The following is a 13,834-nucleotide window of genomic DNA, read 5'->3' as shown; positions in this document are numbered from 1 at the left end:
GGTCGGCCCGGCCGCCTCCCGGCGGCCGGGCCGACCCGCCCGGCACCGCCGCGGCCCACCGTCCTGGCCCCCGGCCAGGGCCGGGCCACCGGAGCCGGCCGTCCCCGACCCGGCTGCGCCGACCTCTGGCTGGTCGACACCGCCGAACACCGCGAGAGCGCCACGGCACAAGCCGCACGGGTACTGGACGCCCAGGAGCAGGCACGCGCAGCGGAGTTCCTCCACACCGGCGACCGGGCCAGCTACCTGTCCGCCCACGTGGCGCTGCGCCGGCTGCTCGGCGGCTACCTGGACCGCGGACCGGCCGCCGTCACCATCGCGCGGGCCCCGTGCCCGGGCTGCGGTCTGCCGCACGGCCGGCCGATCGTCCCCGGCAACCCGCCCCTGCACTTCTCGCTCTCCCACTGCGGCGACCTCAGCCTGCTGGCCTTCGCCGCAGCCCCGGTCGGCGTCGACATCGAGGCGCTGCCCAGCGCACGGACCGTCGCCGAGGCCGCCGAGGTGCTCCACCCCCGGGAGGCCGCCGAGATCGCCGTGCTCGACCCGACCGAGCGCAGGCACGCCTTCGCCCGCGTCTGGACCCGAAAGGAGGCCTACCTCAAGGGACTCGGCATCGGTCTGTCCGACAACCCGGACGGCCACTACGTCGGCAGCGGCGCCGTCCCGGCACCGCTTCCCGGCTGGACCGTCACCCCGGTCACCGTCCCCGGCACCCACTACGCCGCCGTGGCCCTGCGCACCGACCCGACGCCGGAACCACCGTGACCGGCAACCGGCCCTCCGCGCCGTCGCCCACCAGCCGGGGGCGACGGCGCGGGCCGCCCGCCTCACGCCGTCGTCCCTCACCTCTCGCGAAGAACCAGCCCCGCGGCCATCTCCTCGGCGGTGGCGGCCAGACCGGCCCCCAGACCGAGGGAGGTCCAGCTGACAGTGAACTGGAGCACGCCCTCGGGGAATTTCGGGCTGAGCACGTAGTACGTCACGGACTCCACCAGCAACTCCCGCCCGTCGGGCGTCTCACCGTCCACGCACACCTCGCGGACCCTCACCGCCGGGCCGAGCGGCAGTTCCACCGTGGCCACCTCGGGAGGCCGGAAGTGGTACGGGCGCTGCTTCTTCATCAGCAGCGACAACACCTCCAGCTCCCGGCCCTCCTCCGGCGGCTCCTCCAGCACCATGAACGCGGTCGCGACGACGAACGGCGGACTCGACGGCCGCACTTCCGGCACCATGACCGCCACCGGCGCCCCGCCCCGCTCCACCGCCTTCCGGCACACCGTTTCCAGTTCCGGATAGACGGCCTGGGCGTACGCGCCGTCCTCCTCGCCGCCCCGCTCCACGATCTCCCGCGCCGCGGCCTCCGCCCCGTCCCGGTCGCCCACCATCAGCTGAATCCACTCGGGCTCCCTGAACGGGAAGCTGCCCGTGTAGTCCGTCATCCCTCTGCCCTTCCTGGGCTTTCGCCCGGACCATCATCGCTGCCTACCCGCTCACGTGCGGTGAAGAAGTACACAGCTGCCATGCCCACCGCTGTGGTGACCCCGAAGGCAACCCACATCAGGGGCAGGACGGACGGCTCCTCCTCACGCAGATGGCAGTAGATGACACCGATATCGCAGTTGACATCGCCACGTCCCGACATCGCAAGGAATACCGGCACCAGCGTCACAAAATGCGTGACCAGCGACACCACGAGAGCCACGACGTGCACAATTCCCGGCATCCGCAGCCAGGGGACCGTCCGCTCCGGCATGATGTGCATACACGCCAGAGCACACGAGGTCGCGAGCGACGCACCGCACAACACCATGGTGGTCACCATGAAATGCGCGACCCCGCCCGGCCAGTTCTGGGCGAAGGCCAACACGTCTTCGCCCCAGTACCACGCTGCCGCTGCGGCTCCGACAAACCCAGGGACCACCACCTTCCCCATATTGGCGCTCAGCCTGCGCTGCTCGGCCTCGGAAAACTCCACGTGCCTCCAGTCGTGCCGCACACCGTCCGCGACGGACGATCTCGGCATCTCATCGCCTGCACAGCGAGAGAACTTGGTCTGCTTACTGCTACCGCTATCGGCCGAGGATCAGATACACGGCGGCAGATCCCACGAGAAGCGTGGCCAGGGCCACCGTCGGCGTCAGACCGATGACTGCCGGCACCTCCTCCACAATGCGACACCTGAAGCCAACACGTCGCTGCCGGAACGGCCAACGCAGCGCCGACAGCGGCGAAAAAGAGAGCCTCCGCGACCCGGCCGCAGCACCTTTCCGCTGCTGCGATTCAGGCATTCCCACTACTTCACGTCCAACTCTCTTGCCTAACTGGACAGACTTTGACACCACAATTCAGAATGGAGGAGCCCGGACCAGCACGGCGTGGCATGTGCATCCGGCACGATAGAGACCTCGACTGAGTGCGAAGGCACCCGGACAGCCCTTCCTCCTCCGACCTGTTCATGCGTGACACGTCCCCGCATTCTTACCGGTCAACAGCCATCGACTTCTTCGCGCTCGCGTGCGGTGAAGAAGTACACACATGCCAGGCCCACAGCCGTGGTGACACCGTAGACAATCCAGATCACGGGCAGGACGGATGGCTCCTCATCCCGCAGGTAGCAGTAGAGGGCGCTCGTGTCGCAGTCCACACCTCCACGACCCGACATGGCGGCGAGAATGGGTACCAGCGTCATGAACAGAGTGACCAGCGACACGACGAGGGCGACGACGCGGACTGGTGACGGCATCCGCAGCCAGGAAACCGTTCGCTCCGGCGCGACTTCCATGCACACCAAACCGCACAAGGAGCCAATGGACGTACCACCCAACACCACCACGGTCAGCATGAAACCCATGACCCCACCCGGCCAACTCTGCGAGAGCACCACCAAGTCATCCCGAAAGTACCAGGACCCGGTGCCGGAGGCCACCAAGCCAGGAAGCATCACCTTCAGCATCTTTGCGTTCAGCTTGCGCTGCTCGGCCTCCGAAAGCTCCACGACAATCCATCCTCTTCAACAATCGCCATCTCGGACGACGAGTCATCCATTTCCCACCGAACAAGAGGACCTCAGACCCATTCTTGAAGGGTGTTCCCCGCAAGTAGGCCACCAACAGCATGCGTCATGGCGTATCCACCGTGTGCCGCAGTAGTCGACGCGGCGAGCGCATACTGCCCGCTGCGCATCAACGGCGCAACATCACCGGCCCTGTCCATCATCCCCGTCAGGCTTGGCCCACCACCCCGACGGGCGAACTGGTCGCCGATTCCCTTGACCGTCTCCCTGGTCACACTCGACAACCCACTGGGAGCGGCGTTCACCGCATCAGCCGCATTGACCCCGAGGACGGCCTACATCACGGGCACGGAGAGAGTCTGGCCTTCCTACTGCTGCCGTTCTCGGCCGAGGATCAGATATACAGCGGCAGATCCCACAAGAAGCGTGGCCAGAGTCACCGTCAGCGTCAGACCGATGGCTTCCGGCACCTCCTCCACGATACGACACCTGAAAACCAACACCTCGCAATCAGGCTCACCCCGGCCCGGACGGCCGATCAACGTCGCTGTAGGAACGGCCAACGCAGCGCCGGCAGCGCCGAAAACGAGAGCACCCGCGACCCGAACGCGCCCGGGCAACCGCAAGGACTCCGGGGTCCTCTCTGGCCTGGCATGCATCATGCACATTGCGGCACAGAGGACCACCAGAAAGGTGGAGATGAATGCAAGTATGACGAGGAACCACGCGGGACCCAGCCGCCAGTCACGCGCCCAATCCGCCATTTCTAGCCCATAGTTCACTGTAAAGAGCGACGACGCAACAAGAAACGGGAACGCGAAACCGCCGACAGCAGCACCTTCCCGCCGCCGTGACGCAGATAGACCCACATCGCCAAACTCACCTTATCACTTGACGACAGTAGAGCCAGATAACCCGAAACGAACACTATGCACCCCGCGCCACGACATCCTCCGACGTCAACCTGAGGCGAGATACACGCGCCGAATCAGCACCCAGCACTCCGTACGCCACATAGGTCGCCGCACAACCGCCGTAGGCCACCGGCGTTGCGGCCGCTGCCGTACTGAGCGCTGAGCCTCATTGCGTGCGTCGGGTGCGACCCAGTGTCCGGTACAGCCCCAGAGAGCCGAGCAGGCCGGTCACCAACATGACTCCCAGCCAAACGCCGACCGCCTCGGGGGCCTCACTTAGCACATGGCATCGGAACACGAAGTCATCGCAGCCCGAGGGGGCCTGCCCGGGGCGGGTCAACGTCGTCGCCATGGGTCCGGCGAGCAGCGCGGCGACGCCGCCCGAGGCCATGGCTGAAAGGAAGCGCGCGCGACCCGAGATGCGAAACCGCCCCGGAGTTCGCTCCGGCCAGGCATGCATCAATGCCATGGCCCCTGAGACCACCACGCAACACGTGACTACAAAAGCGAGCGTGGACAGAAACCCGACCTCGCCACCGGGCCAGGCGCGAGACAGCGCGACCAGACCGTCCCCCTGCTTGACAGTTAACACACCGGACATCACCAGAAAAGGGAGAACACACGCGGTGGCTATTGCAGCGGTCTTACTCTGCCTAGGGTCAGAAATAGCCATCGCCACTCTTCCTTTTCCGCCGGGAGGTCACTGCCGACTCGGCATGGAACAAATACGTCATTCTACTCCTGCGCAAACCGGAATCGCCATCCTCCGCTGCCCCACCTCGCGCGTAGCCACCACGGCGGCATCTCACAAATCAATCAGCCCGGCGGAGTTGGCCGCCAGCACGCCACCCCCCGCGTTGACCGCCGCGTAGCCACCGTGTGCGACGGTAGTGGAAGTGGCCAAGGCATACTGTCCGCTACGCACCAACGGCACGACGTCTCCAGCACGGTGGACGACGCCACCGGGACTCGGTCCCACCCCTCGAAAAGCAAACTGGTCCGCGACTCCGCGCGCAGTCTCGTGCGAGAAACGAGAGAGGTTACGCGGCGCCTCCAAATCGGCACTCTCCGCCGCCTTCCGCAGTTGCGTCCTTGTTCCACCCATCATTTCCCGCGCGTTCCGATGACGTGCCGCCTTGTTGGCTACCCCCTTGCCTTGCTGATGAACAGCCTGGTATCCGCGGAGAACGTTGGACCTACCCGTGGCAGTTGCCATCTTCCCAACCGCACGACCGATCCCCGGAGCGAGAAGCCCGAGAGTGTCCAGCACGGCACCCTTCCAGTTTCCATTGACCAGGTTTGCGACCAAGGAGATTGCGGTTCCGACAATCGCCGCAAAAGCAAGCATCTGACCCGCGATCGGAAGCCAGCCGAAGAGAAGGGCGAGGACTCCACAGAAGCCCGCAAACTCACCGGCCCATTTGCCGATCTTCCCGAGGACTTCCTGGAATCCCTTCCAGAAATTGCTGCTGTTCTTCAGTCCGTCGTTCTTGATGAAGTCGTTGATCGCTTCGGCGGCTTTGCGTGCCGCCGCGTTCTTGGCGGCGACCACTTCGGCGAGCTGGACTCGCAGTGCGGAGATGCACGACGCGGCCGTCTCACACTGTTCCTCGTATTCTCCCAGCCGGTCGTGGCCCTCGGATTCCTCGTCCTCGGCCGCCGACGCGAGCGGCAGGTAGGTGTCCAGGGTCTCCTGGTGACCGGCGGCCTGCTTCCGCAGTTCCTCGCTGTCCTCCTGCGCCGCTTCCAGCTTGGGCCAGTACTCCTCCAGCGCCTCGGCGGTGGCGTCGTACCGGCCGTGAGCCTTGCCGACCCGGTCGCCGAGGTCGGTCGCCATCTCACGGAAGACCTTGGCGGAATTCCCCGTCCAGGTCGCGCTCTCCTCGTCGACTGAGTCCAGGGTGTCGCTGCAGCGGCGGATGAGGTCGGCCATCCCCCGGTACTGCTGGGCGGCGAACTTGACCTCCTCCCAGTCGCCCGGCACGGGATCCTTGCCGTCGTCCGTCAGTGGTGCCCAGTCGCGTGCTCTCATGGTGAGCCGTGCCCCCGCCGTTCCCTTATTCCTTTGTGGCGTCTTCGAGTTCGAGATCGAGGCCCTGGAAGGTGTCCCCGGCGGCCTGCGCGAACGCGGCGATCCCCCTGATGTCGTCCACGAGTTCCTGTCGCTTGTCCGACCAGTTGCTCGCGAAGCTCTCCAGCGCCTCGGCGAGCATGCTGTTGCTGACGTGGTCGCCGTGGTCGTCCGCGATCCGCTCCGACGCGTCCAGCTCCTCTGCGACCACGCTCAGCCCCTCACCGAGTTCGCTGATCTCGGTGTACCTGATCGAGAAATCCTGCTCAGTCATCGACCGCCCCTCCCCTGCGCGCGAGCGCCCTTGACGCCCCTACTTCCAGCTGAGCGATCCGGCGACCGCGTCGAACACCTCGACCAGTGCCTCGGCCAGTTCCTCCAGCGGCGTGCTGAACGCGAGGACCAGATGCGCGTCCGAGTCCGGGATCGGCACGATGTACGTCACGATGGTGCTGGCGCGCCCGTCAGGCAGTTGGATGTCTTCATCCCCCTCGAACGCGTCCCGTCGCCGCACCCGCACTGCCTCCCCCGTCGACAGTTCGACGACGCCGACCTCGGCGTCGGGGTGTTCAAGGCGCTGCGCCTCGGCGATGACCGCGGCCGGGGCGTGAAGGCCCGGGTGGTCCGGCGCCTCGACCTGGACCACCAGCGAGGCGGGCACGGGGACTCCCAGCACCGCCTGCTGCGACAGATAAAGCTCCAGGCCGCCGTCGAATGCCGCCTTGGACGCCAGATTGCCGATGAACTCGGAGAGTTCACGGCGCCGCGCGGCGTCCTCGTCACGGTTCGGACAGGTGCGGTCGACCAGTGCCTGGACAGAGCGATCCCGCGTGGCCTGCTCGGCCAGGGGGATCCGGTACCACTCCAGTGGTGTGATGAGCCGGTAGGCGAGCGGCTGACCCGTCGACGCACCGGCCGACCCCTCGGTGACATCCGTCACTGCCTGATCCCCCGTCATTCTTGTTTTCCGAACCGGAACATTCTCCGGTCAGGGGCAGCACGCCGCAAGTTGGTTCGCCCCTCTCCGCGCGGAACAAGCGCCCACTCCTGGCGGGGGCTTCGACGGCCGCTGACTTGAGCGGGACGCCCCTCAGGCCGCTGAGCGTCGCTCGACCCCGCCCCCCGTCGCAGGTGGGAGTCCGGACGTCAACGCGTGACGCGGCGGGCTCGGCATTCCGCCGAGCCCGCCGAGCCCGCCGCGCCCGCTCCGTGCCGGAGCCGGACCCGTCTCCCGCCGTCAGCGCTGCAGTGTCAGCAGCCCCGGACGGTACGGGAGGAGGCCGTACTCGCCGCCGGAGTTGGGACTGCGTCCCTGGTAGAGGAGCTGGAGGTTGCAGGGGTCGACGGTCATGGTCTGATCGGCGCTGGTGCGGAGCAGTTCACCGTGGCTGATGTCGTTGGTCCAGGTGGCGCCGCTGTTGGCCTTGCCCGCGAAGGGATTGCTCTCGGTCGCGGCCTGGGGCGTCCACGTGCCGTTCAGGCTGGTGGCGGTGAACGAGCGGAAGTAGCGGCCCTGCGAGCCGATCGCCTCGACGATCATGAGGTAGCGGTTCTCGCCCTGCAGCTTGTAGACCTGCGGGGCTTCGAACAGGTTGTTGGTCGTATCGCTCATGATCACTGTTGAGCTGGCGCCGAAGCTGCTCGGGAAGTTCCCGATCGGCATGCTGGTCCGGTAGATCCTGCCGTTGTCACCGGCGAAGAACAGGTACATGTGCGTGTCGTCGGCGATGAGCGTCTGGTCGATGGGCCCGGTGTCGGAGTCGGAGATCCGTCCGGAGAAGAGCTCCTGCTCGGCTGACCAGCCGTTGGGGTTGGTGGGGTCGCTCGACGTCCGGTAGGAGAAGGAGGTCCTGCCCCACTGGTAGGCGAGCACCCAGACGTTCTTCGGCGCGAAGTAGAAGAGCGTGGGCGCGACCGTCGCGGCGGACATCGCGTTCTGGCCGGCCGAGGCCATCTCGGACCAGTTGCCGAACAGGCTGAAGTTCATCGAGCCCCAGCGCGTCCCGGTGTCGTGCGTCGTCGCGTAGACGAGCTGCCGGCCGTTGTAGGGGACGACGGTGAAGTCCTTGAGCGAGACCCATCCCGACCGGGGCTGTGCCAGCGCGCCCGTTGACGTCCAGCGGTAGGTCGAGGGAAGAGCGCACGGGCCGGGGCTGCTGCCGTCACCGACCTTGACGAGCCGCCACTGCTGGTTGGCGCCGCTCCAGTCGTCGTACTGGACGACGTTCGCGTTGTCGGCGGTGGAGCCGCCCTGTACTTCGAGGGCCTTGTTGCTGTGGCGCGAAATGAGCCTCACGTGGCCGTCCGGGCTGTCGGCCAGCCGCCACTGCTGGTTGGTGGCGTTCTGGTCGGTCCACTGGACGATCGAGCCGCCGTTCGCGGTCGACCAGTTGTGGACGTCCAGGACCTTGCCGGAGTGGCGGGACTCGATGCGGTAGTAGCCGTTGCCGGAGTCGACGAACCGCCACTGCTGCTGGCTCTGATCGTTCCTGGTCCACTGGGTGATGCGGGCTCCGTCGTTGGTCGCCCGGTTGTGGACGTCCAGGGCCTTGCCGCTGTTGCGGTTGACCAGCACATACGAGGCGTCGGGGTCCACGGTCGCCGCGCCGGCGGGCTGGGCGCCGAGGAAGGTGGCCACGAGCAGGAAGGGCGCGAGGACGGCGATCAGGCGTCTCGGGCGGAGCGGGGACGGACGGCGAAACCACATCAGAGGCTCCCCTTTCTGGGGTCGGGGATGAGGTGACCCCGATGAACGCGGAACGGCCGCCCGGGGGTCGGGTACGGGAGAGGTTCGAAGACGGCCGCGTGTGCCGAAGAGCTGGTGCGCTGGACCCTCTGACCGGAGCGCTTCGCCGTGGACCGGGACGGGAGAGGGCGGGAAGCGTCAGTTACCGAAAAACTTACGAAACTTCACGGACTCCTTGACGCGACAAGCTAGGAACATGGGACCTCCCGGTCAAGGCCCGGCACCGATCTGTCCATAAACAGCGCCTCTCCTTCGGGCCGGAGCGAGTACGCCCGGCGCCGGACGGCACTCGACCTCACGCGCCCGGCCGGAGCACCGACCCCGCCACCTCAGGGCAGCATGACCGCTCCGACGTGCTGGTTCGAGCCTTTCTCCGCACCCCGTCCACGGCATCAGCCGACGGCGGCACCGGGGAAGGCAGCGGCTCCCCATCCGAGTCGCCGGGCTTCCGGAAAGTTTCGGGCAAGACACGAAAACTATCTGTGCACAGGGAGTTGACGATCCACCGTCGATCCCTCAATCTCCCTTTCTGAGAGGGCCGTCACGGTTCGAAATGCCGAACAGTGCGCCCCTGCCATCTGTGCCGCACGGCAGCACCGCGTACCACAGCACCCGCGCCACCCCGTTTCCGATCCGGTGAGGTTCGCACCAGCGCATCCCGGCTCTTCGCACAGGTGGAGAGGTCCGCGACGCCGCGTGGCGGCCCCCGGCTGAGCCGCGATGGAGTACCCCCATGCCTCTGCCGAAACCACGCCACGGCCCCGCGTCCGGTACGCGCGGCCGTGGTCGACCACTACGGCCTGGCGCCGGTCTCGCGCACCGTTCCCGCCGAACCCGCCGCCCCGCGCGCGCCCATCGTTTCCGGTGATCCCGTCCTGCCCGGATTCCGGCCCGCCTCGTCCGCCTGCCGTGTGGGAGCGGACGACGTCTTCCGTTGCACTTCGGTCCTTCCGTGATGTCGATCCTGGAGGCACAGTCATGGGCTCGTATGCCGTATCCCCACCCGCCGTCCGCCGAACATTCCGCGCTCTGCTGACGGTCCTGGTCGTCGGCGTCCTCGGCCTGGTCGGCGCGCTGGCCGCGCCGTCGAGCGCGCAGGCCGCCGAGAGCACGCTCGGCGCCGCGGCGAAGCAGAGTGGTCGCTACTTCGGCGTCGCCATCGCCGCGAACAGGCTGAACGACTCGACGTACTCGACGATCGCGAACCGCGAGTTCAACTCGGTGACGGCCGAGAACGAGATGAAGATCGACGCCCTGCAACCCCAGCGGGGCCAGTTCAACTTCACCGCCGGTGACCGGGTCTACAACTGGGCGGTGCAGAACGGCAAGCAGGTGCGCGGCCACACCCTCGCCTGGCACTCCCAGCAGCCCGGCTGGATGCAGAACCTGAGCGGTGGCGCGCTGCGCCAGGCGATGGTCGAGCACATCAACGGCGTGATGAGCCACTACCGAGGCAAGATCGTCGAGTGGGACGTCGTGAACGAGGCCTTCGAGGACGGTGGTTCGGGGGCCCGGCGGGACTCCAACCTGCAGCGCTCCGGCAACGACTGGATCGAGGTCGCCTTCCGCGCCGCGCGCGCGGCCGATCCGGCCGCCAAGCTCTGCTACAACGACTACAACGTGGAGAACTGGAACGCGGCCAAGACCCAGGCCATGTACTCCATGGTGCGGGACTTCAAGCAGCGCGGCGTCCCGATCGACTGCGTCGGGTTCCAGGCGCACTTCAACGACGGCAGCCCCTACAACAGCAACTTCCGTACCACCCTGCAGAGTTTCGCCGCCCTCGGCGTCGATGTGTCCGTCACCGAACTCGACATCCAGGGCGCCTCGCCCACGACCTACGCCAACGTGGTCAACGACTGTCTGGCAGTCGCGCGCTGCGTCGGCATCACCGTCTGGGGTGTACGCGACACCGACTCCTGGCGATCGCACCACACGCCGCTGCTGTTCAACGGCGACGGCAGCAAGAAGCCCGCCTACAACGGCGTCCTCAACGCACTCAACGGCGGCTCCACAACGCCGCCTCCGTCGGGTGGGCAGCTCCGGGGCGTCGGTTCGGGCCGGTGCCTGGACGTACCCAACGCGGCCACCGCCGACGGCACCCAGGTTCAGCTGTGGGACTGTCACAGCGCCACCAACCAGCAGTGGTCGCACACCGCGTCGGGTGAACTCAGGGTCTACGGCGACAAGTGCCTGGACGCCGGCGGCACCGGCAACGGCGCCAGGGTCCAGATCTACAGCTGCTGGGGCGGCGACAACCAGAAGTGGCGCGTGAACTCCGACGGCTCCATCGTCGGCGTCCAGTCCGGCCTCTGCCTCGACGCCGCGGGCTCCGGCAACGGCGCCCTGATCCAGCTCTACTCCTGCTGGAACGGCGGAAACCAGCACTGGACCCTCACCTGACGGGGTCTGCCGCCGGCGATGGGGTGAACCGATGAGGACCTGCGGTACGGGTCTCCCGGCCCCCCGCGCCGGCCTCGATGGCGGTGCCGGTTCACCGCCGCGCCGGCGGCGGTCACGGCGACCGGCGGCCCGCTCACTCCGGTGATGACCGGGCCGGCTCAGGCGCTGTCGGCACCCGCCGAGACCGCGGCGGAGGACATGGGCGCCCGGTGCTTCCGGGGCGATGGCAACGGCGGCAAGGCGGTGGAGGTGCGGGGCGCCTCCACCGCCGATCCGGTGGCGAGGGCGGACGCGGAAACGCCCCGAGTCAGACGAGCGGCACGCGCACGTCCCCCAGCGGCGGCAGGGCCCGGGGCACGCGCGGCTCCCGCATGCCCCGCCCGTCTCAGCCCAGGGCGTCGATGGCGCGCTTCCACGGGTAGCTGGCGGGGTCGTCGGCCCGGGGGTGGTGGGGCTGGAATCCGTCCTCGCCGAGGAGGACGCGCACGCCCTGCTCACGCAGAGTGGCGACGGCCCGGGGGACGGCGGGCTGGGTGCCGATGGCGGTGCTCCAGTACGGCATCGCGACGACCGGGGTGCCCAGGTGCACGGCCTCGGCGGGCAGGCCGAGGGAGAGTGAGTCGGTGATTCCGGCCCCCCAGCGGCACAGACTGGTGGTGGTCAGCGGTGCGACGAGCATGGCGTCGGCGCGCGGGACATCGGGCTCGGCCTCGCCCGGCTCCGGGTACCGGTGGCGCACCGGGTGGCCGGTCAGCGCCTCCAGCTCCTCCATGCGGCGCCACCACCAGGTGGCGGCGATCGGGGAGAAGACCAGGCAGACGTCCCAGTCGGCTTCCTGCGCGGCGCGCACGCCGCGGTCCACGTACTGGGTCGGGCCGGCGGCGGTGGCTATGAGGTACAGGACCCGGGACATGCCCATGAGTCCACACTGCCGACGCGGCACCGCGCAAGTCCGGGGACGGAACTGTCACGAACGGGCGCCGCAGTCGTCCCCGCCCCAGACCGGAGCGACAACGCGTCCCATATCCACCGTTTAGCCCACTTCGCGAGGGGCACCCGCCGGTTCCGGAATGCGACGGCGTCCCGCCGTCGCAGGTACCTGCACCGGAGGAGGAACGATGAAAGCGGTTGTCTACCAGGGGGCCTATTCGGTTGCGGTCGAGGAGGTCGACGACCCAAGGGTGGAGGCGCCGACCGACGTGATCGTCAAGATCACGACCTCGTGCATATGCGGCTCCGACCTGCACATGTACGAGGGACGCACGGGCGCCGAGCCCGGCATCGTCTTCGGCCACGAGAACATGGGCATCGTCACCGAGGTCGGCTCCGGAGTGGTCCAGGTCAAGAAGGGCGACCGCGTCGTCATGCCCTTCAACGTCGCGTGCGGATTCTGCAAGAACTGCCTGGCGGGCCGCACCGGCTTCTGCCTGACGGTGAACGAGGGGTTCGCGGGTGGCGCGTACGGCTACGTCTCGATGGGCCCGTACAAGGGCGGCCAGGCGGAGTACCTGCGCGTTCCGTTCGCGGACTTCAACTGTCTGGTGCTCCCCCCGGGCGAGGAGCACGAGGACGACTTCGCGCTGCTGGCCGACATCTTCCCGACCGGCTACCACGGCGCGGAACTGGCGGACGTCTCCCCCGGCGACTCGGTGTGCGTGTTCGGCGCCGGGCCGGTCGGCCTGATGGCCGCCTACTCCTCGATGCTGCGCGGCGCCTCGCGCGTCTTCGTCGTGGACCGGGTACCGGACCGGCTGCGCCTGGCGGCGCAGATCGGCGCCACACCGGTCGACTACACGCAGGGCGACGCCGCCGAGCAGATCAAGGCGATGACCCGCGGTGAGGGCTGTGACAAGGGCATCGACGCCGTCGGCTACCAGGCGACGGTCGCGGCGGGCGACGAGCAGCCCGCGACGGTGCTGAACACGCTGGTCGAGGCGGTCCGCCCCACGGGCATGCTCGGCGTGATCGGCCTGTACGTCCCGGCGGACCCGGGCGGGCCCACGGAGAACGCCCAGCACGGTCAGCTGACCTTCTCGATGGGCCGCTTCTTCGAGAAGGGCCAGCGGATGGGCACCGGCCAGGCCAATGTGAAGTCCTACAACCGCCAGCTGCGGGACATGATCATCGCCGGTCGCGCGAAGCCGTCCTTCGTGGTCTCGCAGCATCTGCCGCTGGCGGACGCGCCGGAAGCGTACGACCGGTTCGACAAGCGCGAGGAGGGCTGGACCAAGGTGCTCCTCAAGCCTGCCGAGACGAGCAGCAACGGCGGCAGCTCCCGCCGCACCATGGCCGGAGTCTGAGCCTCCGGCCATCCGGCCCGGCGAGTACAGCCGCGCTCGCGCGTCGCGTCGCGCAGGCGCGACGCACGGACCAGGCCACCAGCCGGCCGTCCACGTCCCCGCGACGTGGACGGCCGGTGCGCGTGTGCGCACCCGCGCCCGGCACCGGCACCAGCACCGGCCGGGCCGCCCCGTCACCAACGGCTGAAATCCGCATGGATACCCGGCGGGGAGTGGGGCAGGCGCATAACGAACAGATCACGTCAGCCGCTCGACCCTCTGGGGGAACAGCCGTTCCAGCACCACCTCGCCAGGGCCGCGCACCGCCGGTGCGCACCGTTCCACGCGCCGTCCGGGCCACGACGGTCGCGGCCCGGACGCACCCCCATCGCAGGCCCCGCACCCCGC

General features: G+C 68.2%; 12 protein-coding genes. 3 read left to right on the top strand and 9 right to left on the bottom strand.

Annotation, left to right across the window (positions count from 1 at the left end):
• A partial coding sequence (locus E0D90_RS16460; protein WP_307721150.1) for a 4'-phosphopantetheinyl transferase family protein occupies positions 1–765 on the top strand: 765 nt, incomplete at its 5' end.
• 77 nt (positions 766–842) lie between these two features.
• On the opposite strand, the gene E0D90_RS16455 is transcribed toward E0D90_RS16460, so the two are convergent.
• The 8 genes from E0D90_RS16455 to E0D90_RS16420 all read right to left on the bottom strand — a co-directional run bounded on the left by E0D90_RS16455 (position 843) and on the right by E0D90_RS16420 (position 8,705).
• Positions 843–1,439 (bottom strand): hypothetical protein, encoded by a 597-nt coding sequence (locus E0D90_RS16455; protein WP_130799047.1) that lies wholly within the window; start codon positions 1,437–1,439, stop codon positions 843–845.
• A complete protein-coding gene (locus E0D90_RS16450; protein ID WP_130799046.1) occupies positions 1,436–1,975 on the bottom strand; it encodes a hypothetical protein in 540 nt (179 codons plus the stop codon). Before E0D90_RS16450 ends, E0D90_RS16455 begins: the two co-directional genes overlap by 4 nt.
• Before the next feature lie 510 nt (positions 1,976–2,485).
• A complete protein-coding gene (locus E0D90_RS16445) occupies positions 2,486–2,995 on the bottom strand; it encodes a hypothetical protein (RefSeq protein WP_130799045.1) in 510 nt (169 codons plus the stop codon).
• A 1,098-nt stretch (positions 2,996–4,093) separates the two neighbouring features.
• Positions 4,094–4,600 (bottom strand): hypothetical protein, encoded by a 507-nt coding sequence (locus E0D90_RS16440; protein WP_130799043.1) that lies wholly within the window; start codon positions 4,598–4,600, stop codon positions 4,094–4,096.
• Positions 4,601–4,732: 132 nt separating this feature from the next.
• Positions 4,733–5,959: a putative T7SS-secreted protein gene (locus E0D90_RS16435; RefSeq protein WP_157996874.1), complete on the bottom strand. Its 1,227-nt coding sequence runs from the start codon at positions 5,957–5,959 to the stop codon at positions 4,733–4,735.
• 25 nt (positions 5,960–5,984) lie between these two features.
• A complete protein-coding gene (locus E0D90_RS16430; RefSeq protein WP_103501502.1) occupies positions 5,985–6,272 on the bottom strand; it encodes a hypothetical protein in 288 nt (95 codons plus the stop codon).
• 39 nt (positions 6,273–6,311) lie between these two features.
• The gene (locus E0D90_RS16425; protein WP_130799039.1) at positions 6,312–6,938 is read right to left on the bottom strand and encodes a hypothetical protein; all 627 of its coding nucleotides are present in this window, start codon (positions 6,936–6,938) and stop codon (positions 6,312–6,314) included.
• A 297-nt stretch (positions 6,939–7,235) separates the two neighbouring features.
• Positions 7,236–8,705: a non-reducing end alpha-L-arabinofuranosidase family hydrolase gene (locus E0D90_RS16420; RefSeq protein ID WP_130799037.1), complete on the bottom strand. Its 1,470-nt coding sequence runs from the start codon at positions 8,703–8,705 to the stop codon at positions 7,236–7,238.
• Between the two features lie 1,017 nt (positions 8,706–9,722).
• Between E0D90_RS16420 and E0D90_RS16415 the strand changes: the two genes are divergently transcribed.
• Positions 9,723–11,147 (top strand): endo-1,4-beta-xylanase, encoded by a 1,425-nt coding sequence (locus E0D90_RS16415; protein WP_130799035.1) that lies wholly within the window; start codon positions 9,723–9,725, stop codon positions 11,145–11,147.
• A gap of 385 nt (positions 11,148–11,532) precedes the next feature.
• Here the strand turns inward: E0D90_RS16415 and E0D90_RS16410 are convergent, their stop codons facing one another.
• The gene (locus E0D90_RS16410) at positions 11,533–12,060 is read right to left on the bottom strand and encodes a flavoprotein (protein WP_103501505.1); all 528 of its coding nucleotides are present in this window, start codon (positions 12,058–12,060) and stop codon (positions 11,533–11,535) included.
• 205 nt (positions 12,061–12,265) lie between these two features.
• On the opposite strand from E0D90_RS16410, the gene E0D90_RS16405 reads away from it, so the two are divergent.
• On the top strand, positions 12,266–13,447 hold the full coding sequence (locus E0D90_RS16405) for a glutathione-independent formaldehyde dehydrogenase (protein ID WP_103501498.1): 1,182 nt from the start codon (positions 12,266–12,268) through the stop codon (positions 13,445–13,447).
• The last annotated feature ends 387 nt before the right edge of the window (positions 13,448–13,834 follow it).

Origin of the sequence: Streptomyces otsuchiensis (assembly GCF_004305975.1) — a bacterium.
In the GTDB taxonomy this organism is placed as follows: domain Bacteria; phylum Actinomycetota; class Actinomycetes; order Streptomycetales; family Streptomycetaceae; genus Streptomyces; species Streptomyces otsuchiensis.
The sequence above is the reverse complement of the archived record's forward strand: the minus strand, read 5'-3'. Positions and strand labels throughout refer to the sequence as shown.